This is a genomic window from Terrabacter sp. FW104-15G4B (assembly GCF_058790095.1).
Genome location: NZ_JBYTCI010000011.1, coordinates 19,819 through 42,045, shown reverse-complemented (window position 1 = coordinate 42,045; position 22,227 = coordinate 19,819). Strand labels below are relative to the sequence as shown.

Annotated in this window: 14 protein-coding genes and 1 tRNA gene; 5 read left to right on the top strand and 10 right to left on the bottom strand. The window is 70.4% G+C overall.

Going from position 1 to position 22,227, the window contains the following annotated elements; translation table 11 throughout:
- Positions 1 to 99: 99 nt before the first annotated feature.
- Positions 100 to 2,502 carry a heavy metal translocating P-type ATPase gene (locus AC3WRT_RS10740; RefSeq protein WP_492721719.1) on the bottom strand — a complete coding sequence of 801 codons (2,403 nt, stop codon included), beginning with the start codon at positions 2,500 to 2,502 and terminating at the stop codon, positions 100 to 102.
- Between the two features lie 346 nt (positions 2,503 to 2,848).
- On the opposite strand from AC3WRT_RS10740, the gene AC3WRT_RS10735 reads away from it, so the two are divergent.
- Positions 2,849 to 4,582: an NAD(P)/FAD-dependent oxidoreductase gene (locus AC3WRT_RS10735; RefSeq protein WP_492721717.1), complete on the top strand. Its 1,734-nt coding sequence runs from the start codon at positions 2,849 to 2,851 to the stop codon at positions 4,580 to 4,582.
- A gap of 92 nt (positions 4,583 to 4,674) precedes the next feature.
- Here AC3WRT_RS10735 and AC3WRT_RS10730 read toward each other — a convergent pair whose 3' ends face one another.
- From AC3WRT_RS10730 to AC3WRT_RS10705, 6 genes are all read right to left on the bottom strand, one after another.
- Positions 4,675 to 6,057 (bottom strand): alpha/beta hydrolase, encoded by a 1,383-nt coding sequence (locus tag AC3WRT_RS10730; RefSeq protein ID WP_492721715.1) that lies wholly within the window; start codon positions 6,055 to 6,057, stop codon positions 4,675 to 4,677.
- 911 nt (positions 6,058 to 6,968) lie between these two features.
- Positions 6,969 to 7,394, bottom strand: coding sequence for a Crp/Fnr family transcriptional regulator (locus AC3WRT_RS10725; protein ID WP_492721713.1), 426 nt, complete (start codon positions 7,392 to 7,394; stop codon positions 6,969 to 6,971).
- 801 nt (positions 7,395 to 8,195) lie between these two features.
- Positions 8,196 to 8,271 (bottom strand) — tRNA-Ala (locus AC3WRT_RS10720).
- A gap of 88 nt (positions 8,272 to 8,359) precedes the next feature.
- On the bottom strand, positions 8,360 to 11,701 hold the full coding sequence (locus AC3WRT_RS10715; protein ID WP_492721711.1) for a PKD domain-containing protein: 3,342 nt from the start codon (positions 11,699 to 11,701) through the stop codon (positions 8,360 to 8,362).
- A gap of 201 nt (positions 11,702 to 11,902) precedes the next feature.
- Positions 11,903 to 13,498, bottom strand: a complete 1,596-nt coding sequence (locus tag AC3WRT_RS10710) for a dolichyl-phosphate-mannose--protein mannosyltransferase (RefSeq protein ID WP_492721709.1) — start codon at positions 13,496 to 13,498, stop codon at positions 11,903 to 11,905.
- Between the two features lie 60 nt (positions 13,499 to 13,558).
- Positions 13,559 to 14,422, bottom strand: a complete 864-nt coding sequence (locus tag AC3WRT_RS10705) for a CPBP family intramembrane glutamic endopeptidase (RefSeq protein WP_492721707.1) — start codon at positions 14,420 to 14,422, stop codon at positions 13,559 to 13,561.
- Positions 14,423 to 14,480: 58 nt separating this feature from the next.
- Here AC3WRT_RS10705 and AC3WRT_RS10700 point away from each other — a divergent pair, with 58 nt between their 5' ends.
- Entirely contained in the window at positions 14,481 to 15,218 is a 738-nt protein-coding gene (locus AC3WRT_RS10700) for a dienelactone hydrolase family protein (protein WP_492721705.1), read from the top strand.
- 71 nt (positions 15,219 to 15,289) lie between these two features.
- Positions 15,290 to 15,670: a hypothetical protein gene (locus AC3WRT_RS10695; protein ID WP_492721702.1), complete on the top strand. Its 381-nt coding sequence runs from the start codon at positions 15,290 to 15,292 to the stop codon at positions 15,668 to 15,670.
- Between the two features lie 370 nt (positions 15,671 to 16,040).
- Here AC3WRT_RS10695 and AC3WRT_RS10690 read toward each other — a convergent pair whose 3' ends face one another.
- Both AC3WRT_RS10690 and AC3WRT_RS10685 read right to left on the bottom strand, forming a co-directional pair.
- Complete coding sequence (locus tag AC3WRT_RS10690) at positions 16,041 to 16,649, bottom strand: DinB family protein (RefSeq protein ID WP_492721698.1); 609 nt, start codon at positions 16,647 to 16,649, stop codon at positions 16,041 to 16,043.
- A 14-nt stretch (positions 16,650 to 16,663) separates the two neighbouring features.
- Entirely contained in the window at positions 16,664 to 17,239 is a 576-nt protein-coding gene (locus tag AC3WRT_RS10685; RefSeq protein WP_492721696.1) for a DinB family protein, read from the bottom strand.
- 61 nt (positions 17,240 to 17,300) lie between these two features.
- Here AC3WRT_RS10685 and AC3WRT_RS10680 point away from each other — a divergent pair, with 61 nt between their 5' ends.
- Entirely contained in the window at positions 17,301 to 18,305 is a 1,005-nt protein-coding gene (locus AC3WRT_RS10680; protein WP_492721692.1) for a helix-turn-helix transcriptional regulator, read from the top strand.
- Positions 18,306 to 18,344: 39 nt separating this feature from the next.
- Here AC3WRT_RS10680 and ppc read toward each other — a convergent pair whose 3' ends face one another.
- Entirely contained in the window at positions 18,345 to 21,182 is a 2,838-nt protein-coding gene (gene ppc / locus AC3WRT_RS10675) for a phosphoenolpyruvate carboxylase (RefSeq protein ID WP_492721689.1), read from the bottom strand.
- A 184-nt stretch (positions 21,183 to 21,366) separates the two neighbouring features.
- On the opposite strand from ppc, the gene rsmI reads away from it, so the two are divergent.
- Entirely contained in the window at positions 21,367 to 22,197 is an 831-nt protein-coding gene (gene rsmI, locus AC3WRT_RS10670) for a 16S rRNA (cytidine(1402)-2'-O)-methyltransferase (protein WP_492721687.1), read from the top strand.
- The last annotated feature ends 30 nt before the right edge of the window (positions 22,198 to 22,227 follow it).

Here is a 22,227-nt window from a genome sequence, read left to right as displayed (position 1 = left end):
AAACGCCTCACGCTGATGAGCGGACGTCTGCTCACCGCCTGCACGAGAGCCGCCTGTTGCCCGTGCGAAATCTGGCCGCGCGCCATCAGGCGGTGGACGCTAGAGGCGATGGGTGCGCAGCCGGAGGGCGTTGCTGATCACGCTGACGGAGGACAGGGCCATGGCGGCTGCGGCGATCATCGGAGAGAGAAGCAGACCGAAGGCCGGGTAGAGGACGCCGGCGGCGAGGGGGATGCCGGCTGCGTTGTAGACGAACGCGAACACGAGGTTCTGGCGGATGTTCGACATGGTGGCCCCGGACAGTGCCCGGGAACGCACGATGCCGGTCAGGTCACCCTTGAGGAGGGTCACGCCGGCGCTCTCGATGGCGACGTCGGTGCCGGTGCTCATGGCGATACCGACATCGGCGGCGGTCAGGGCGGGGGCGTCGTTGACGCCGTCGCCGGCCATGGCGACGACCCGGCCTTCGGCGCGGAGGGCCTGGACGACGTCGCTCTTGTGGTCGGGAAGGACCTCGGCCTCGACGCGGTCGATGCCCAGGCTGCGGGCGACGGCCTGTGCGGTGACCTTGTTGTCGCCCGTGAGCATGACGACGTCGATTCCGTCGTCGCGCAGTGACTTCAGCGCGGCTGGTGTCGTCTCCTTGACCGGGTCGGCAATGGCGAGCACGCCCGTCACGCGACTGTCGACCGCGACGTAGACGGCGCTGGCGCCGTCGGCCCGCAACCGGTCCGCTTCGGCGTCCATGCTGGCCGTGTCCACGTCATGACCGGCCAGGAACCTCTGGCTGCCCACGAGGACACGCCGGCCGTCAACCGTGCCGGTGACGCCCTTGCCGACGGGCGCGTCGAAGTCCGTGACATCAGGAATGCTGAGGCCGGCGTCGGTGGCGGCCCGCACGATGGCCATCCCGAGCGGGTGTTCGCTGGCGCGTTCGACGCTTGCGGCGAGCCGGAGGACCTCGTTCTCGTCCGTGCCGTCAGTGGCGGTGACGTGGGTGACGGAGGGGCGGCCCTGTGTCAGGGTGCCGGTCTTGTCGACGACGAGGGTGTTCACCTTCTCCATGAGCTCCAGTGCTTCGGCGTTCTTGATGAGCACACCGAGGGAGGCGCCACGGCCGACTCCGACCATGATCGAGACCGGCGTTGCGAGGCCGAGGGCGCAGGGGCAGGCGATGATGAGGACGCTGACCGCGACCACGAGGGCGTGCGCGAGGCGGGGCTCGGGTCCGACGGTGGCCCAGACGATGAACGCGACCAGCGCGGCGACGATCACGACGGGCACGAACACGGCCGAGACCCGGTCGGCGAGGCGCTGGATGGGCGCGCGGGAGCGTTGCGCGTCGGCGACCATCTGCACGATGCGGGCGAGCATCGTGTCGCGGCCGACGTTCTCGGCGCGCATGACGAGCGACCCGGTCTGGTTGACCGTGCCGCCGATGACGGCGTCGCCCGCCTTCTTGGTGACGGGCATCGACTCGCCGGTCACCATGGACTCGTCCAGGGTCGAGCGGCCGTCCTGGACGGCTCCGTCGACGGGGACGGACTCGCCGGGGCGGACGCGCAGCAGGTCGCCGACCTGGACCTGGTCGAGGCTGACGTCGGCTTCGGTGCCGTCCTGGCTGATGCGGTGTGCGGTCTTCGGAGTGAGGTCGAGCAGGGCGCGGATGGCGCCGGACGTGCTCTCCCGGGCGCGGAGCTCGAGAACCTGCCCGAGCAGGACGAGCGTGGTGATGACGGCGGCCGCCTCGTAGTAGACGTCGACCGTCCCGTCCATCCGGAAGGCCTCCGGGAAGATCTGGGGCGCGACGGTGGCCACGACGCTGAACAGCCAGGCCACGCCGGTGCCCATCGCGATGAGGGTGAACATGTTCAGCTTCATCGTCCGGACCGAGGTCCACCCGCGCTCGAAGAACGGCCATCCGGCCCACAGGACGACCGGCGTTGCCAGGACGAGCTGGGCCCAGGTGGCCACGGATGCCGGGATGGCGTCGTGCAGGGCGGGGATCAGGTCCCGACCCATCGAGAGGATGAGCACGGGGATGGTGAGGGCGACGGCGACCTTGAATCGGCGGGTCATGTCGGCCAGCTCGGGGTTGGGGCCGCTGTCCGCGGTCACGGTGACCGGTTCGAGGGCCATGCCGCAGATGGGGCAGGTGCCAGGGCCCGGCCGTCGGATCTCCGGGTGCATCGGACAGGTCCACTCCGCGACATCCCGGGCGGCTACCGCGCTGTCGGAGGGGTGCTCATGCTCATGGTGCGGACGGGCTGCGTGGTCGTGCGCGCTGGGGTCGTGGCCGGAGCTCGCTTGCCGTGCCGGACTGTCCAGGTATGCGTCAGGTTGCGCCTCGAACGTCGCGCGGCAGCCGGCGGAGCAGAAGTAGTAGTCGTGGCCGTCCCGCTCCAGGTGCTCGCTGGTGGCGGGGTCGACGTCCATGCCGCACACGGGGTCCAGCTCCAGGGAGCTCGTCGAGGAGATCGAGTGTTCGCCGTTCCTGTCCATGCGGCCAGCATACCCCCGGAGGGTATAGTCGCAAGGTGTCGCGGTCAGCTGTGGCCGGCCCGCCACGACTGGTGGGCGCTCTCCCTCGTTGACCTGGACCCGGGGGCCGGCCGCACCAGGCAGCGGTCCACGGCTCCACGCCGTGCAGTTCAAGGCCGCCCCCGAGGCGGCCTTCGGCGCCTACGTCGCGGCGACAGTTCCAGGTGTCTGCGAAACGGTGCGCAGGCTTCGGCAGCGGGCCTAGGTTGAGCACTGTCGGCCCGCCTCACTGCTGGGCGCAGCCACCGGTGGACCAGGATCAGCCAGCATGCCGAGGGCGGTCCCTTCCCGAAGGGGGATGATGACCGTGGTCCGTGAAGCCGCTCGCGAGGCGCCCGGCTCGCCGGTGTTGTTCATCGTGGACGCCGATCCGCAGGCTCGGGTCGCGGTGGAGTCCGCGCTGGTAGGCCGCTTCGGCGCCGACTACCGAATCCTCGTTTCCGCAACGCCCGAGGACGCGCTGACCGAACTGCAGTCCCTGGCGGCCCAGGGCGGCGAGGTGGCGCTCGTGGCAGCCGATGCGCATCTGCCCGGCATGGACGGCGTTGACCTTCTTGGGCGTGCCCACGCACTCCATCCCGGTTCCTGGCGAGTTCTGTTGGTGGCCATGGACCGCTACCACACGACCGTCCCGGTGACCGAGCTGGCGTCGCTTCGACGGGCGGCCGCGTTGGGGCAGATCGACTTCTCGGTCGTGAAGGGATGGGTCACTCCAGAGGAGTGGCTCTACCCGCAGATCCAGGACGCGCTGTCGGCCTGGACGATCACGCACCGGCCGACTCACGTGGTCTACCGGATCGTCGGCGAGCGGTGGGCCCCACGCAGCCACGAGCTGCGTGACCTGCTGACCCGAAACAGCGTCCCGTTCGAGTTCTACGCCCCCGACTCGGAGGCCGGCCAGCGGCTCATCGAGGACGTCGGCATAGACGTGAAGCGCCTTCCCGCCGTGATCCACCATGACGGGTCGGTGCAGCACGACCCGAGCCTCGCGGAAGTGGCAGCCGCCCACGGGATCGAGACCCGGCCGTCGCCGGACGTCTATGACCTCGCGATAGCGGGTGCAGGCCCGGCCGGTCTGGGGGCTGCCGTGTACGGCGCCTCGGAGGGGCTGCGTACCGTGGTCTTGGAGCCGCACGCCATCGGAGGGCAGGCCGGCACGAGCTCCATGATCCGCAACTACCTCGGCTTCCCCCGAGGAATCAGCGGCGGTGGGTTGGCCCATCGGGCCTGGGAACAGGCTCTGCTCTTCGGCGCACAGTTCGTCTTCATGCGCGAGCTGACCGGGCTGACCCCACGCGGTGACAACGTCGTGATGGCGCTCGGTGACGGGAGGGAGGCGGTCGCGAGGGCGGTGTTGATCGCGACCGGTGTGACCTACCGCCGGCTCCACATCCCAGCACTTGACCGCATGGTCGGGGCGGGGGTGTTCTACGGCGCGCCGGGCGTCGAAGCCCCCGCCATGGCGGCTGAGCACGTGTGCGTTGTGGGTGGGGCCAACTCAGCCGGTCAGGCCGCCCTCCATCTGGCCAGGTTCGCCTCTCGAGTCACCATGCTCGTCCGCGGGCAGTCCCTCGCCTCGAGCATGTCCGACTACCTCATCACCCAGCTGGAGGCGACTCGCAACATAGACGTACGACTCGGCACCCGCGTTGCCGACGGCGACGGCAACGCGCGCCTGCAGAGCCTGACGCTCGAGGACGTTCGGACCGGCCAACGTGAACAGGTCGCTACCGCAGCCGTATTCGTGATGATCGGAGCCGAGCCGCACACACACTGGCTCAGTGGTCTGGTCGAGGTGAACGATCGTGGATTCATCCTGACCGGCCGCGACATTCCCCAGGGCGTGTGGCCGCTGCACCGCCAGCCGCTGCCGTTCGAGACCAGCCTGCCGGGCGTGTTCGCGGCCGGTGACGTGCGGTTCGGCTCCGTCAAGCGCGTCGCCGGGGCAGTCGGGGAGGGCTCGGTCGCCGTCGGCTCCGTCCACGAGTACCTCACTGCGCTCGACTCACGTGACCGGCGGCCCTCCGCTTCGGACCGATGAGACGCCGGCGGACGTCGGTCTCAATCGGTCAGCAGAGGACCCGGGAGAGCGCCTGCGTGCGCATGACGGAGCCGACCCGACTGCCGCGGTGGTCACTTGGACAGTGGTCGGCCGTTTCGGACCGAGGACACGACATCGAGGATGGCCTGCGTTGTGGCTGTGGCGTACCGCTCGTCGGTGATGAGCCCGACATGGCTGGCACCCTGAACCACGCGGTGCGAACTGTCCGTCGACAAGGTGGCCAGCTTTTTCTGCGCAGCGTCGTGGGTGGCGTCGGTTTCGGCGCCGGCGGTGAGGACTACCTGCGGTTTGTCGCCGAAGTCGGTGAGCATCGCGGCTTCTGCTCCGGAGGCGTTGGCCTGGACGAACTCGTCGATCCAGCCGGGGACGTAGCCGGCGGTTGCGGTCTTGGCGCGGATCTCGTCACGCGGCTGCGGGGGCAGATCGCCGTAGCCCAAGGTCCCGATCAGCCGCACCACGCCGACCCTCGCAGCCGCGGCCCCGAGGGCTGCGACCCGGGAGGTGGCGGCGTCGTAGGAGCCGGGGTCGAACGCTTTGGCGTTGGCCGGGTCGGCCTGGGTGGCCGGGTTGGTGGCGTCGATCAGCACCAGGCCGGCGACGTCGTCGGGGTAGCGGTCGGCGTGGGTGAGGACGTAAAGGCCGCCGAAGGAGTGACCGGCCAGAACGTACGGTCCGGGAACGTGGGCGCGTTGCAGCAGCGTGTGCAGGTCAGCGGCGACCTGGGTGGCGTCCTGCGGGCTGTCTGTGGGCTCGCTCCAGCCGCGACCCGGACGGTCATAGACGCAGACCCGGGTTCGGGCGGCCACGGCGGGGGCTATCCGCGCCCAGACCGACGAGAAGTCGCCTCCTCCGGGTTGCAGGACGACCGTCGGGCTGCCGGAGCCCGTGCAGTCCAGGTGCAGGCGGTGTCCGCCCACGTCGACCAGTTGACCCGTCATCGGGTAGGCCGTCGCATCCGCCTGTTCCCGAACGGTTTCGTAGCCGCCGCCGACGGCGGCGAAAGCCATCACCGCCAGGACCGGGTAGAGCAGCCAGAATCGGCTCTTGCTGTGCAACTGTCGGCGCGCCTGGAAGTAGATCCAGATCACCAGTGCCAGCAGCACCGGGGGCCATGCCCAGTTCAGCACCGTCCGTACGGAGTCGCCGAACGCGATCAGGAGAAGGCCACTCACGCCCATCACCAGCGCTGGTACTGCTGCCCATCGCTGGGGTTGATCCGTGTACCGCGTCGAGAGAACCGCCAGCATCGCCCAGCCCACGGCAAATCCACAAAGGGCTGCACCCGTCACGTGGTTCTCGTCGGGCGAGACGAACGGGGCGAGAACGAGCAGCAGGGCGGCGAAGAGCCCTGTGGCCAGTGACACGGCGACAATCCGGCCGATATGACCTTGCCCTTTGGGAGCTGGACCATCGTCCGGACGGACGCGCCCTGGCACGGTGGGCGTGGTAGCCATGGCGCCTCCTACCGCATGCGGCGCAGCGCCAGCACCGCCGACTGCGGTGAGTACGTTCCGTCATCTCCGACGGTACGCTCGCGCCCGTCGCCTTGATCCGACATGGCAAGATCCGCGCCAAGAGCACATCGCTTGGATCGCCTTGAAGAACAAGTGGACTCAGGCCGCTCCTCGGTAGAACGCCCTGCCGATCCCAAAGTCGCGGACGACCTGATGCTGCGGCACGCCGTCCGCGACCCGCCGACGGATCAGAGCCCAGTCCTCCACTGAGATCACCCTGCCGGCGACAGGTGGGACGGGGTTTCTGTCTGGTGGAGCTGAGAGGACTCCGTCGCCTCGGCTGCCCTCCGGTTACTCCTCGAATCACTGAGTCGCAAAACGGCAGAGAGACCTGACGAAAAGCGTGTCCGGTATCTCTGCCGTTGGTGGAGCTTGTCACGCCGAGGCATCGCAGGTGCGGTTGAGACCGAGTAACGCCTACGCGCGGCCAGAGCTGGTTCCCGTGGGCGGGTTGGCTCTTGGCGGAGTGGAACCGGACGATCACCTGACGAATCCGGTCGGCGTTGACGTCGACGTGAAACGTCAGGTGGTCGTTGCGGACGCTCTCGTGCTTGTCGAGGAGCGACAGCGGTTCGGGGAACATCCCCATCCGCAGGCGCGCGTCCAGGCTCATTCGCGTGTCATGGTGCTCGATGGTGCGTCAGACCCGCGACGCATGGCGTCCCGCACGGTCAGGGATGCCCACTTGGAAGAGGCGGCCGTCCATCCCCGGTCAGAAGATCACGTCGTGGCTGAAGACATCGACGGGGCATCTTCCTGGTCGCCGCCAGGTGCTCCTCAGCGTCGCGGACGGCGCGCGCCGGCTCCGGAGCGGCCCTTGGTTGCTCAACCACTGGTCACGCCGCCGAAGATCAGCCGGAGGCTCTCGCCTCAGCCTCGCGCAGACGCGCGCAAAGGGTTTTGAGAAGGCGCCGGGCGAACTCGGGATCCTCGTCGATCACCGCCTCGAACTCCTGGTGGGGAATCGCCATCGCCTTCAGGGGCTCGAGCGCAGTGACGGTCGCGGATCGCGGTCGACCGTCGATCATGCTGATCTCGCCGAAGTAGTCGCCCGGGCCGAGGGTGTGCAGCTCACGACCGTCCTTGCTGACCGTTGCTGATCCCTCGATGATGAGGTGGAAGGCCAAGCCACCGCGGCCCTCCGTCGCCACCGCCTTCCCCGAAGGGTGCGAGACCTCAATCGACGCGCTGGCCAACCGCTTCAGCTGCATCTTCGACAGGTCCCGGAAGAGGTCCACGTTGGCGATGACCGCCTCGTGCGCTCGATCTCGTGCCATGACGGGCTCCTCTCAAGCCAGTCCTGCACATTATGCCCCGGCTGCGGTCTGGGCCTGGCCAATCGGGGTAGATTCCGTCCGGCGCAACGCAGAAGACAAGAGCATCCGCAGAGTCTTGGGGATTCGTATAGCGACCGCACAGTGGCTACTTGCGGACTGGTTGCAGGATCGGTGTCCGGCCAGACTCGGTCCAGGTGCTCGGCGAGACGCTCTCATATGCGGCTGCCCACCAGCGTCATTGGTGTGGCTCTCTCATGGCATGCGCTCTCGTCGGGTACCGCGCGAGGAGAGGCTCGAAGGGGGTTTGTCCTGCTCGGAAGTGGCAATCCTCCCCGCTTCCACATCACCTGGGTGAAGGAGGAGGTGCAGGGCGATGGGCGTGATCATCGGGATGGACCCGCACAAGCGTTCAGCCACGATCGAGGTCATCGTGGCGTCGACCCGGGACGGTCCAGGCGTGGATGGGTCACGAGTCCATCGGCACCACGAACCGCTACCTGCACTGCCTCGGAACAGGGGTCGATCTGGCCGGTCTGGCGAGGCTCAATGTGACCCGGGGGACACCGGGGGGACACCGGGGGACACCGGGGGACGCCGGGGGGACACGTCGACGAGAGGCGCGCGAACGACAAAGAGAGGCCCCCGCCCTCTCCCGCGAGTTTCCGCAGGTGGGACGGGGTTTCTGTCTGGTGGAGCTGAGGGGACTCCGTCGCCTCCGCCGCGCTCCGGCTCCTCCTCGAATCACTGAGTCCCAAAACGGCAGAGAGACCGGACGAAAAGCGTGTCCGGTCTCTCTGCCGTTGGTGGAGCTGAGGGGATTCGAACCCCTGACCTTCTCATTGCGAACGAGACGCGCTACCAACTGCGCCACAGCCCCTTGGTGCGAAGGAACGATAACACCAGGCCGACCGGCATACCCAATCGGTCGGAGGGCCGCGAGCGCCTTCGGGGGCGCGTCGTTCAGGTCACGGCTGGAAGGTCAGGACCAACGCAGCCCAGGTCCCCGAGGTCTGCCCATCGGCCTTGAACGTGCCCGTGGCGGTCGGGAGCTGGTATGCCCGCCCGAGGCTCGTGCTTGCTGCGGAATGGGGGGTCAGTCTGGTCCAGGACGTGGACCACGTAGGACTGGTGGAGGCGGTGAACGAGGCGACGGCCGCGAACACGACTTCACGCGCCGATGTGGTCGTAGGGGTACTGCCGGACGAGAACGCCACGGTGGTGCCTGTCGCGGAGGCGACCCGGTCCACGCGGGTCACGCCGGTCAGCTCGTCGGCAACCAGCCGGTAGGTCGTCGAACCGGGGAAGGTCGCCGTGATCCTGGCGCCGGCCGGCAGGGGCTTGGTGGCCAACCCCGTCAGGACGACGAGGCGTCCGCCACCGGCCGGCACGTCCCGGGCGACGGTGTAGCTGTTGCCCGCCGTGTCGGTCACGGCCACGGCGCCGCTTGTCGACTTCGCGAGGATCTGAAGCGTGACCACCACGAGGTCACCCTGACGCACTCCGGCTGCGGGGCCCACAGTGACCACCCCCGAACTGTTCCTACTGGTCGCTGAGCTGGTCCCCAGTGAGGCCACGTAACCGGGCAGGGGAGCCGCCGTGGTGACGGTCTGCTGGGCGGTGGTCCTGAGGCCCGAGGCGTTGGTGACGGTCACCTTCACGGTGAAGGTGCCAGCGACGGTGTAGGTGCGGGTCGCCGTGGGGCTGGCCTGCGCGACCACGGTGCTGCCGTCGCCGAAGTCGAACGCATAGCTCAGCGCCTGGCCCTGTGGGTCGCTCGAAGCAGATGCGTCCGCCGTGACGGCCAGCGGCGTCGTGCCGCTGCTGGGTGTCACGGACAGTTTGGCGACGGGCGCCTGGATCGGCGCGCCGGTTGTGACGGTCTGCTGCGCAGTGGCGCTCAGACCGGAGGTGTTCGTGACGGTCACCTTCGTCGTGAACGTCCCTGCGGTGGTGTAGGTGTGCGTCGCGGTCGAACCACTTTGCGCGGGCAGCGTTGTGCCGTCACCGAAGTCGAACGCATACGCCAGCGCCTGCGCCTGTGGATCGGTCGACGCGGAGGCGTCAGCCGTGACGGTAAGCGGTGTCGTGCCGCTGCTCGGCGACACGGTCAGCTGCGCGACCGGTGCCTGGGGCGGCGGGTCACTCACCGCGACCGTCTTGGCCGCCGTGTCGTTGAGCTTCGCGGTGTTGGTGACGGTCACGCTGACCGTGTACGCGCCCCCAGCGGCATACGTGTGGGTGGCGGTCGGACTGGACTGCGCCGGCAGCGTCGTGCCGTCCCCGAAGTCGAAGGCGTAGGTCAACGCCTGGCCCTGCGGGTCGCTCGAGGCGGACGCATCAGCCGTCAGGGCAACGGGGGCCGTGCCGCTGCTCGGAGTCACGGTCAGGGCGGCGGCCGGCGGCAGGACCGTCGGCGGCGTCGTCGGGGTCACCGTGGCGGTGCTCGAACTGCTCAGGCCAGTCGCGCTGCGGACCGTCACCGTGGCGGTGAACGTGCCCGGGTTGACGTAGACGTGCGTCGCCGTCGGGCCGCTCTGCGCAGGCAGCGTCGTGCCGTCACCGAAGTCGAAGGCGTAGGTCAACGCGGCTCCCTGCGGGTCGCTCGAAGCAGAGGCGTCCGCCGTGACGCTCAGCGGCGCCACCCCGTTGGAGGGCGTCATGAGCAGGGTTGCGGCCGGCGGCTGCGTGGCCGGCGGCGCGGTCACCGTGACGGAGCCGCTGGCGATCCCGGTCACCCCGGAGCTGTTGCGGGCGGTGACCGTGACGGCATACACGCCCGCGTTCTGGAACGTGTGGCTGGCGACCGGGCTCGCCTGGGCGGGCAGAGAGGTCCCGTCACCGAAGGTGAAGCTGTAGCTCAGCGTCTGACCCTGGGGGTCCGTGGACGCGCTGGCGTCGGCCGTGACCGCCAGGGGCGCAGCCCCTTGGACGGGCGTGAGCACCAGGTCGGCCGATGGCGCCTTGACGGGCGCCGGGGCGGCGGGCTGGAACTCGTACGCGCCGAGGTCGTCGAACAGCCGCGGACCAGCGGCGAACTCGTTGCTGACGCTGGGGTCTCGCACCCGGGGATAGCCGAGGATGTCGGTGGGCTGTTCGCCCGGTATGCCGCTGTCCCCACGATCGATCGCCGGTGAACCCTCGGTGAGCCGCAGGTCCCACGCGCCGGCGTCCGCGAACTTCGGGTCGGCCTGCACGCCGGCTCCCTCCTGCCCGGAGGCCCGCTGCATCGAAGCGAGGCTGGTGTAGGTGGAACCCCACGCGTACATGACGCCGCTCTTGCTGAGGTTCACCAGGTTGTGGTTCGCCGTGGTCGTGCTCTGGGCACCGTCCCAGACGCCGATGTTGCCGGCGCGACGCGCACAGCTGATGCCTCCGTATGCCGGGTAGACCGCGTTGTCGACCACCACATTGTTGGCGATCGCGTAGGTGCCGGAGGTCGCGCCCTCCAGGTTGAGGCCCGTCGTGCAGTTGCGGAACACCGTGTTGCCGAGGATCGTGCCGCCGGTGACGTTGAGGTTGTCGATGCCGTGGTCACCGTTGTCATAGGTCACGTTGAGGGTGACGAGGTTGTTGTTCGCTCCCGTGTAGAGCTGGATGCCGGTGTCCTCGTTGTCGTGGGTCACGTTGCTCGTGATGATGTTGCCCGGACTGGTGACGTTGATGCCGTTGGCGTTTCGCTGCCAGCCCTGGGCGTTGTAGCTGGACTCGTTGTTGGCGACGGTGTTGCCCGTCGACGTGTTGGTCACGTAGATGCCGGTGTCGCTGTTGTGGTTCGTGTTGTTGCTGGACACGGTCGAGCTGTTCGTGGCGCGGATGCTGATCCCGGGGGCGGTCGCGCCCTGTACCTGCCGGCCCGTATTGGTCACGGTGTTGCCGCTGACGGTGATGTGGTCGCTCTTGCTGACGTAGATGCCGTCGCCGGTCGTCCCCGTGAAGGTCAGGTTGGACAGCGTGATGTAGCTCTTCGTCGCGAGGTAGGCCCCGTTGGCGACGCCGTTGCCGATAACGGGGCTGCGGCCGGGCCAACTGGTGATCGTGATGGGTGCGCTCGCCGTGCCCGAGAGGGACGGCTTGATCGTCTCGACGTAGGTACCCGCGCCGATGTAGAGCGCGCTGCCCGCCTGCAGCCCGGTGACCGCCTTGGTGATCGTGCAGAACGGCGCGCTCGGCGTGCCGTTCCCGGAGTCGCTGCAGGACGGGCTGGTCTTGTCGACGTAGAAGTCGTACTGCACCTGGTCCACCTGGGTGGCTGCCCAGCTGGCGGAGGCCTGCGTGCCCAGGGCCAGCACCAGCACCGCGACGAGCACTGAGGCAAGGCCACCGAACAGTCGGCGACGACGGTGCCCATGGCCACCGCTCCTGGGAGGGCGTGCACGGCGTGCGGGTCGGGCCCGGACTGGCGACTCCATGCCCAGCACGCTAGGTCGGTGGGCTGCCCGAGGGCACCGCCGAACAGCCGACGGTCGGCTACGTCGTTCTGCGTACCCGTGCCGACCCGGCGGGTCGCCTCACACCCAGCTCGGGAACCACATCCGGGCCTGCCACTCCGAGAGGGGGATGACGTCGGCCACGTAGATCGGGAGGAAGAAGGCGAACAGCCCGATCGTGAGGAGCACGAAGGTGCCCATGACGCCGTAGCCGACGCGGCGACGGGTCAGCGACGCCTCCCGCCCACCGACGACGAGGCCGAGGACGTAGACGCAGGCGAGCACGACGTAGGGCACGAAGGCCACCTCGTAGAACGAGTAGATCGTCCGGTTGCCGAGGAAGAACCACGGCAGGTAGCCCGCGAAGAGGCCGCAGAGGGTCGCGCCGGCACGCCAGTCGCGGCGCAGCGCCCACATGAAGAGCAGGACGAAGATCGCGAGCGTGCCGCCCCACCAGATGGAGACGGTGCCAAGCGAGGTGATCGCCTTGCTGCACTGGTCGACGAGGCACCCGTCGGCGCCCTTCTTCGGGCCCTCGTAGAAGAAGGACGTCGGCCGTCCCTGGATGAGCCAGGACCACGGGTTGGTCTGGTAGGGGTGTGACGAGGTGATCGACTGGGTCGAGGCGTACATCTGCTGGTGGTAGGCCCAGAGCGAGCGCCACCAGTCGGGCAGCCAGGTGTACGGCGTGTCCGGGTTGTTCTGTGCCCACGTCCGGAACGAGCCACCCTTGGTCAGGATCCAGCCCGTCCAGGTCGCCACGTACGTGACGACAGCGGTGACGACGAGCTGGACGAACGCGTACGGCGCGTCCCTGACGACCGCGCCGGCCGGCCAGCCGCGAATGCCGGCGGTACGCCGTGCGCCGAGGTCCCACAGCACGGTGAGCAGCCCGAAGAAGACGAGGAAGTAGAGCCCCGACCACTTCACGCCGGTGGCCAGCCCGAGCATGATGCCCGCCACCCAGCGCCACGGTCGCCAGCCGAGCCCCGGCCCCATCCACGAGGTGGCCGCACGCGAACGGTCGCCGACCCTGCGGGCCAGCACCTCCCGTGCCTTGTCGCGGTCGATGAGCAGGGCCCCGAAGGCGGCGAGGCCGAAGAACATCACGAAGATGTCGAGCAGCCCGGTGCGCGAGTGGACGAAGTGGTGCCCCTCGAAGGCGAGCAGTGCGGCCGCGACCGTGCCGAGCAGGTCGGAGCGGAGGAGCCGGCGGGCGATGCGGCCGAGCATGAAGATCGAGATCGTGCCGGCCAGGGCCACGGCGAAGCGCCAGCCGAAGGAGTTGAGGATGCCGAAGGGCGCCTCACCCCACCCGATGAGCCACTTGCCGACGGGCGGGTGCACGACGAAGTCACCTTCGGTGCCGTAGACCATCGGGTCGTTGGCGGTGAAGTGCTGGTCGACCTGGTTCGCCTGCTGGAGAACGTCGTCGTTCTTCATCTCGAACCAGTAGAGCACCATCGACCAGCCCTGCTTGACGTAGTACGTCTCGTCGAAGACCAGCTGGTGCGGGGCGCCGACGTGCCAGAAGCGCATGACGCCGCCGACGACCATGAAGAAGAGAGGGCCGGCCCAGCCGAGCCATGCGACCCGGCCGGCGGTGCGGCGGGTCAGCCGGAAGTCGTCGGCCGGGTCCCCGAGCAGGCGGGCACGCACCTGCCGGGCCGAGTTCATGGGCGCCATCGTATGCAGTGTGGCCGGGTGGACCGTGCAGCCGGCCCGGGGGAACGCGCCTCAGATGGAGACGCCGCGGGCCCGCAGGACCGAGTAGCCGACGAAGGCGACGATGTCGAGGATCGAGTGGCACACCACCAGGGGCATGACCCGGCGGGTGCGCACGAAGACCAGCCCCAGGACGAGCCCCATGACGATGTTGCCCGCGAAGCCGCCGAAGCCCTGGTAGAGGTGGTAGCTCCCGCGGATGAGCGCCGAGAGCCCGATGACGAGCGGCCAGGACCACCCGGTCTGGCGCCACCTCGTGAAGAGGTAGCCGACCATGATGACCTCTTCCAGGAGGGCGTTCTCGATGGCGGCGAGGACGAGCACGGGCGCCGACCACCAGACCGCCTGGAGGTTGGCGGCCGAGACCTGGGTGTTGATGCCGATCGCCTTGGCGAGGAAGTAGAAGCCGAGCCCCGGGATGCCGATGACGGCGGCCAGGCCGAGGCCCCGCAGCAGGTCGCGGCCGGGCTCGCGCCGGTCGAGGCCGACGAACCGTCCGGCGCGCACGTCGACGGCCGGTCGGTGGATGTGGTTGAGCAGGTAGAGGGCCAGCGCGACGGCCACCAGGGGCAGCACGATGCCGGCGAGCTGGTAGGCGAGGTCGAGCCAGGGCCGTCCGGGCGTCGCCGACTGGTTCATCGCGGTGGTCTGCTGCGACAGCGGGACGGGCCGCGTCAGCTTCTCGATGATGCTGAGCACCGCGTAGACGGCGGAGGAGCCGAGGCTGACGCCGAGGACCAGCACGGTCTCCCAGCGCAGCCCGCGCTGCACTTCCGGCTCGGTCACGCGCGACGGGTCGCGATCCGATGCCGCCAGCAGCCCGGCGAACCGTCCGCGGCCTGCGCTCGCCTGGGTCACGGTCGCTGGGGTCGACATGGCGCCAGCGTAACTTCGCGACCGGACGCCGACGAGGCACCGGCGTACGCTCGACGACATGTCGCTGCTGTCCGGCTGGCGCCGTGAGCCGCATGCGGCAGACGGGTTCGAGTTCCCGACCTACCGCGACGGGGCGGGGCCGGGAGTCATCGTGATGCACGAGAGCCCGGGGCTGACCCCCGAGGTGGTGCACTTCGGTCGGGACCTCGTTCACGAGGGCTTCACCGTCGTCATGCCGCACTTCTTCGGCAGCGCCCACCGTGCCCCTCGGTTGCTGGAGGCGGCTCGCGTCCTCCCTCGGGTGTGCGTCGGCCGGGAGTTCACCATGGTGGCCACGGGCCGCACGACGCCGGTCGCAGCCTGGCTGCGCAGCCTGGCGCGGCACGTGCACGCCGAGGCGGGCGGCGCCGGTGTCGGCGCGGTCGGGATGTGCATCACGGGCGGCTTCGCGCTGGCGATGATGGTGGATCCTGCGGTGGTGGCACCGGTTGTCGCCCAGCCGGCTCTGCCCATCCCGCTCGGCGCGCGCCGGGCGGCCGACATCGGGCTGGACGCCGGCGACCTCGCGGCAGTCCGGAACCGGGTCCGGGCCGGGTGTCCGGTGCTCGGGGTCCGCTACCGCGACGACTGGGCCACCGGGACTCGCTTCGAGACCCTGAGTGAGGTGCTCGGCGACGGCTTCGTCAAGGTCGAGCTCGACGGGCCGGGCCACGCGACGCTCACCGCCGAACGACACCCGGACGCCGTGGACGCCGTCGTGGCCTTCCTCAGGGCGCGTCTGCTGACCGACCCTTGATCCGGCGGGACGCTGTGGCCGCGGTCGAAGTCGTTGGCGCCCAGCATGGCCCGCGGCATACCCTCGCCCGCATGTCCTCGATGCTCCGCGCAGCCCTGCGGTCCCGGCTCACCACGGCGATGCGCGAGCGTGACCGTGACGCCGTCAACGCGCTGCGCTCGGCGGTGGCCGCCATCGAGAACGCGGAGGCCGTGACGGTCGATGAGGGGAAGATGGCCATGACGTCCGCCGACGTCGCAAGGGCCGCCGTCGGGGTGGGGGTCACCGAGCGCGACCGCCGCCGGCTGGATGCAGAGGCGGAGCGGGCTCTGGTGAATGCGGAGGTCGCGGCGCTGCTCGAGGCGGAGACCGCGTATGCCGCCGGCGGGCACCCCGACCGGGCGCGGTCCGCGGCTGCCGGGGCCGCGCTGCTCGGCACCGTCCTCGCCGAGGTCCAGGCCGTCTCCGGCTGAGTGTCGACCGTCCACAGGGCCGGTGCACAAGCTGTGCACCGACGCGGTGGCCGTGTGGAGAAGCGCGCTTCTCCTGTGGACAACGGCGGCCAGCCTGTGGAGGACCGAACGAGTTTCCGCAAACCCTTGCGGGGTCGACGGAAGCGGGATAGACATCTCTCACGCGCTCCCCTCGGGGGGTGCGGGACGACTCGGAGACGAGGGTCCACACGGTGGGGCAACCCACTGCGGCAGCCGGGTGACGAGGCGGCCGGGACCGGAGACGATGAGAAGTGGATCGGGAGCGTCACCATCGACCGATCACCCAGAAGGGCCCTTGGGACTCATACTCCCGAGGGCCCTTCGCCCATCTCCTGCAAGGGATCCCGCGTCACTCCCGCGCGGCTGCGGTCGGGCGCCACGGCTTGAGCCACTGCGTCTCGGGCCAGCCCTCGCGCGCGGCGACGAGCTCATACATCGTTGCGCCGTCGATGGACTCGCGGATGATGTCCGCGTGACCGGCGTGCCGGGCCAGCTCCTCGACGAGGTGCATCGCGACCCAGCGCACCGACCACGCCTCGACGTCCTTGGGGAACCAGGGTGCGTCGCGAGGCACGGGCACGGGGGCGCCCAGGTCGGCACGGCGCAGGACCTGGCGCGTGACGTCACCCTCGGCAGCCAGCCCCGCCAGGAGTGACTCGAGCGTGTCGCTGCCGGTGACGCGGAAGTCGTCTCCCCACGCGGTCGCCAGCTCCGCGACGGACCGGTCGGGCGGCGGCGGTGCCTCGGGGGCAGCGGCCATCCGAGCCGTCCAGCCGCGCTCGCACGTGGCGACGTGCTTGAGGAGCCCACCGATGGACAGGGTCCCGGCGGTCGGCGAGCGCCGGATCTGCTCCTCGGTGAGGCCGTAGGAGACGGAGACGAAGGCGTCCCGCTGCTGGTCGAGGTAGGCGATGAGGCTCTCGCGCTCGTCGGCGACGGGAGGGACGTGGGCTGCCATGGCTGTGCTCGCTCTCAGTCGTTGCGGTGGGCGTAGAGGTCACGGAGCAGCGCGATCTCCGCCCCGTGGTGAATGATCTCGCGGTTGATGTGCAGCACGAGCTCGACCCGTGGATGTTCGGACCACGGGCCCTCGGTCGCGCCGCACGGCTGGGCGAGCGCGGCCTCGTCCCAGCCGCGGACTCCAGCCGTCCACGCCTCGAAGGCCTCGTCGAGCTGCGCCAGCGCCTCGTCGGCGGCTCCCGCGTAGTCGAAGGAGAGGTAGTCGACCGCGGGACCGCCGAAGTGGCTGTGCACGCGGGCGCCGAGGACGCCGACGATGATGTGCGCGAGCCGCCACGCGATCGTCGTCATCGGCGCCGGGACGGGCTCGGGGAAGGCCCAGTCGATGGTGAGCTCGCCGCTGCCGCCCTGCATCTCGGTCTTGCCTCGACCGCGCGGGTGGACGTTCCACGCCCCGGGCGTCGGCTCCCAGAGGTACTCCTCGTCGGTGAGCCCGTCGAGCCGGGGGCGCAGCTGGTTGGTCCAGTGCCAGGCGGTCTGGTCGACGAGGACGGAGGGCCAGTCGATGGAGGTCTGTGTCGTTGTCATGGCACGAGGCTCTCAGCCATATAGGACAGCTTCTGTCCGCAGTCGGTGACAGACTTCAGCCATGTCAACCTCCGACGGCGCCGGCACCACCGCCCGGGTGCTGCGGCTGCTCGACCTGCTCCAGAGCCGTCCCGTCTGGAGCGGCACCGAGCTCGCCGAGCGGCTCGGTGTCACGACCCGCAGCGTGCGTCGCGACGTCGAGCGCCTGCGTGAGCTCGGCTACCCCGTCAATGCCGCCCACGGCGCCGGCGGCGGCTACCAGCTCGGCGCCGGGCGCCGCCTCCCACCGCTGCTCCTCGACGACACCGAGGCCGTCGCCGTGGCCGTCTGCCTGCGGCTCGCCGCCGGCGGCACCATCGAGGGACTGGGCGAGGCCGCGGTGCGCACGTTGGCCAAGCTCGACCAGGTGCTGCCGGGACGCCTCCGCGCCCAGGTCGAGGCCATCCACGAGGCCACGGTGACCCTCGACAGCGGCGTGGCCACCGTCGACGCCGCGACCCTCCTGCTGCTCGCGCGCGCCTGCCGCGAGACCGAGCGCGTCACCTTCGCGTATGCCGGCCCGCGTGGTTCGGGTGAGCGCCGGGTCGAGCCGTACCGGCTCGTCGCGACCGGGCGTCGCTGGTACCTGCTCGCGTACGACCTCGAGCGCGAGGACTGGCGTACCTTCCGGCTCGACCGGATCACGGGTGCGGAGTCACGGGGCTGGCGGTTCCGGCCGCGCGACGACGCACCCGATGCGGCGGAGCACGTGCGCCGCTCGATCTCGCGCGGCGCGTACGACCATGTGTGCCGTGTCCGCATTCAGGCGCCGAAGTCGTTGGTGGAGAAGCACATTCCCGCATCCGTGGGCACAGTCACAGCTGACGGCGAGTCGCGCTGCATCTTCGAGGCCGGTGGCAACCACCTCGGCTGGATGGCCATGCACCTTGGTGTGCTGCCGTGGGAGATGACCGTCCTCGAGCCACCTGAGCTTCGCGACGTCATGCGCGAGCAGGCCGCCCGGATGCTCCGAGCGGCCGCGCCTGCCGGAGCCCCGGTCGAGGCCGGTGACGCCACAGCGGGCTGACGGGAGCGGCGAGCGCGGACGGGCCGGACGCATACGGGATCAGCCGGTGTTGCGCAGCCCGGCGGCGATGCCGTTGATGGTGAGCAGCAGCGCGCGCTGCACGTCCGGGTCGGGCTCGGCATCGTCGGGGACCGCGCGCGAGCGCGCGAGCAGCGAGGTCTGCAGCGCGTGCAGGGGAGCGAGGTAGCTGTCGCGCAGCTCGAGCGTGCGGCGCAGCACGGGCGCCGACTCGAGCAGCTCCTTCTGGCCGGTGAGGCGCAGCACCTCCTCGACGGTGCGCGCGTGCTCATCGCGGATGGTGTCGAAGACCGCCACTACGTCGTCGGGCACGAGGGCGCGCACGTAGCCGGCCGCGATGTCGAGGTCGGACTTGGCGAGCGTCATCTGGACGTTGGACAGGAAGGTGCGGAAGAAGGCCCACGAGCCGTACATCTCGCGCAGCGTCTCCTCCCGGCCGTCCTCCCGGGCGGCGGCGAGACCCGAGCCCACGCCGAACCAGCCCGGCAGGATGATCCGCGACTGCGTCCAGCCGAAGACCCACGGGATGGCGCGGAGGTCCTCCAGGCCGCCCAGCCCGCCGGGTCGCTTCGCGGGGCGCGAGCCGATGTTCATCCTGCCCAGCTCGTCGACCGGCGTCGCCGACACGAAGAACGGCACGAGCCCCGGGTCGCGCACCAGGGCGCGGTAGGCGTCCTGCCCGCGGCCGGCGACGAGGTCCATCGTGCCGTTCCAGCCGTCGAGGACGTCCCGGGGCAGCAGTGACTTCCGGTGCAGCACGGAGGCCTCGAGCACCGCGGCGAGCGCCACCTCGAGGTTGAAGCGCGCGAGGCCGGGCAGCGTGTACTTGTCGCTGATGACCTCACCCTGCTCGGTGATCTTGATCGGGCCGTCGAGCGTCCCGTAGGGCTGGGAGAGGATCGCCTCGCCGGTGGGGCCGCCGCCGCGTCCGACCGACCCGCCCCGACCGTGGAAGAGACGGAGCACGACGCCGTGCTGGCGGGCGACGTCACGCAGCGCCCGCTGGGCCCGGTGGATCTGCCACTGCGACGCGGCGATCCCGGCGTCCTTGGACGAGTCGGAGTAGCCCAGCATGATCTCCTGGACGTCGCCGCGGGCCCCGACGACGCGGCGGTAGGACGGGTCCGAGAGCAGCGCGTCGAGCAGCGGGCCCGCGGCCTCGAGCTCGGCGACGGTCTCGAAGAGCGGCGCGAAGCCGATGCGGGCGGTGGCGGGTGTCGTGTCGGTGCCCGTGTCGACGAGGCCGGACTCGCGGGCGAGGACGACGACGGCGTAGAGGTCGTCGACGTCGTGGGTCATCGACACGATGTACGTCTCGATCGTCTCGGGTCCGTAGGTGTCGAGGGCGCGCCCGATCGCCGTCATGAGCGACAGGGACGCCGATGCGGCCTCGCCGACGTCGTGGACCCCGACGCCGGTGAGCGGGCGCCGCGACGCCATCTCGCGGGACAGCAGCTCGATTCGGGCCGCGGGCTCGAGGTCCGAGTAGGGGGTCTCGAGCTCACCGATGCGGTCGTAGAGCTCGGCCAGCGCCGCATGGTGCTTCGCGCTGTGCTCGCGGATGTCGAGCGTGGCCAGGCCCGTGCCGGTGGCGACGGCCGCCCGGATGAGCCGGAGGATGGCGCCGTTCGCGGTCAGGGTGTCGCCGCCGGCGAGCATCGACTCGCGGATGAGCACGAGGTCCGCGAGCAGCTCGTCGAAGGTGGCGTAGTCGCGGCCGGGCTCGTGCGGGGTGCCGTGGGTGAGCCGGTCGCTGGTGCGCAGCAGCCGCACCCGGACGAAGCTGAGCTTGAGCCGGTAGGGCTCCTCCGCGTTGAGGCGGCGGACGGCGGCATACGTCACCGGCAGTGCCTCCGCGTCGTGCTCGAGACTGTCGCGGAGGGCGTCCGTGACGTCGACGAACCGGGTCGACGAGGACAGCTCGTGGAGCATGTGGTCGAGCTTCTCGACGAGCTCGGCGAGCCCGGCGTCGTGCTGCATCCCGATGACCTCGAGCGTCACCGCGGGGGTGACGTTGGGGTTGCCGTCGCGGTCGCCGCCGGCCCAGGCGCCGAAGCGCAGGGGCCGGGCCGACTCGGGCAGCTGCACGCCGATGCCGGCAAGGGTGCGGTCGAGCTCGGCGAGCAGGTCGGGCACCACCTGGCCGGCGAGGAAGCGCAGGGTGTGCATGGCCGTGCGCGCCTCGTCGGTGGGCTCGGGCCGCACGATCCGCAGCTCGTCCGTCTGCCACAGCATGTCGACGAGCTCGGCCAGGCGCCGCTCGGCGAGCGGGCCCTCCGACGCCGGGCGGCGCGGGTCCTCCAGCTCGCTGACGGTCACGGCGATGCGCCGCAGCAGGTTGAGCACCGTGCGGCGGGTCGCCTCGGTGGGGTGGGCGGTGAAGACGGGCCGGTACTCGAGCCTGCCGAGCACGTCGTCCAGCTCGGCGCGCTCAAGGGTCCCCGTGTCGAGGGCGGCGCCGATGCGCCGCACCGTCGCGGCCAGGGGCGCCTCGTCGACCGCGCTGAGCTCCTGCCACCGGTGCAGCTGCTCGGTGACGTTCACGAGCTGGAAGTAGGCGGTGAACGCGCGGGCCAGCACGACGGCGGTGCGCGCGTCGACGCCTTCGAGCACGGCCCGGAGGTCGTCGTCCTGGGGTTCACGGGCCAGACCTCGCACCTTCTCGACGAGGGCGAGCAGGTCTGCGCCCTCGTGACGCTCGAGCGCCTCGCCGAGCAGGGCGCCCAGCTGGCGCACCGACGCGCGCAGTGCGGCATGCTGCTGCGCCGACGAGACGCCCGAGGCGAACGTCGCGACGTTGGGCTCGCGGCGGTCGGCCTCGAGGAGCTGCTCGGTGGTGGTGCGGCCCGCATCCGTCATGGCTCTGTCGTACCGCGTGGAGGTTTCGACGGGGTTACGCGTCCACCATGGGGAACACCCGGTGGACACCGAAGTCCGCCATGTGGACGGTTGTCGGGGTTGTCCGTGGTGCCCGGCCCCGACAAGCCGCCGTCCGGTCCGTTGTCGCGGAGGCCGTGGTCGGTGACCCTGCGAGGATGGCGGCATGACCACCGGCACCCTCGTCCTCGCGGCCACCCCCATCGGCGACCCGCGCGACGCCGCGCCCAGGCTGGCGCAGGAGCTCTCGACGGCCGACGTCGTCGCCGCCGAGGACACGCGCCGGCTCCGTCGCCTGCTCACCGACCTCGCCGTCACGCCGGCGGGGTCCGTCGTCAGCTACCACGAGCACAACGAGGCCGCCCGCACTCCCGACCTCGTCGCACGGCTCGTCGCGGGGGAGCGTGTCGTCGTCGTCACCGACGCCGGTATGCCGTCCGTCTCCGACCCCGGCTACCGCCTCGTCGCCGCTGCGGTCGAGGCGGGCGTACGCGTGACCTGCGTCCCCGGGCCGAGCGCGGTCCTCATGGCGCTCGCCGTGTCCGGGCTGCCGGTCGACCGGTTCTGCTTCGACGGCTTCCTCCCGCGCAAGCCGGGCGAGCGCGCCAAGGTGCTCGCCGACGTTGCCGACGAGCGCCGCACCATCGTCTTCTTCGAGGCGCCGCACCGCCTGGCCGAGACCCTCGCCGCGATGCGTGACGCCTTCGGTGCCGATCGGCGCGCGGCCGTGTGCCGCGAGCTGACCAAGACCTACGAGGAGGTGCGGCGCGGCACCCTCGAGGAGCTCGTCGCCTGGTCGGAGGGCGGCGTCAAGGGCGAGATCACGGTCGTCGTGGCCGGCGCCGAGCGGGTGGTGCCGTCCCTCGAGGAGGCCGTTGCCGGCATACGCACGCGGGTGCAGGCCGGGGAGCGGCTCAAGGACGTCGCCGCCGACGTGGCCGCGCAGACCGGCCTGTCGAAGAAGGCGCTCTACGACGCGTCGCTCGCCGCCCGCTGACCTCCCGGCCCGTCTCGACAGGCGGTCCGC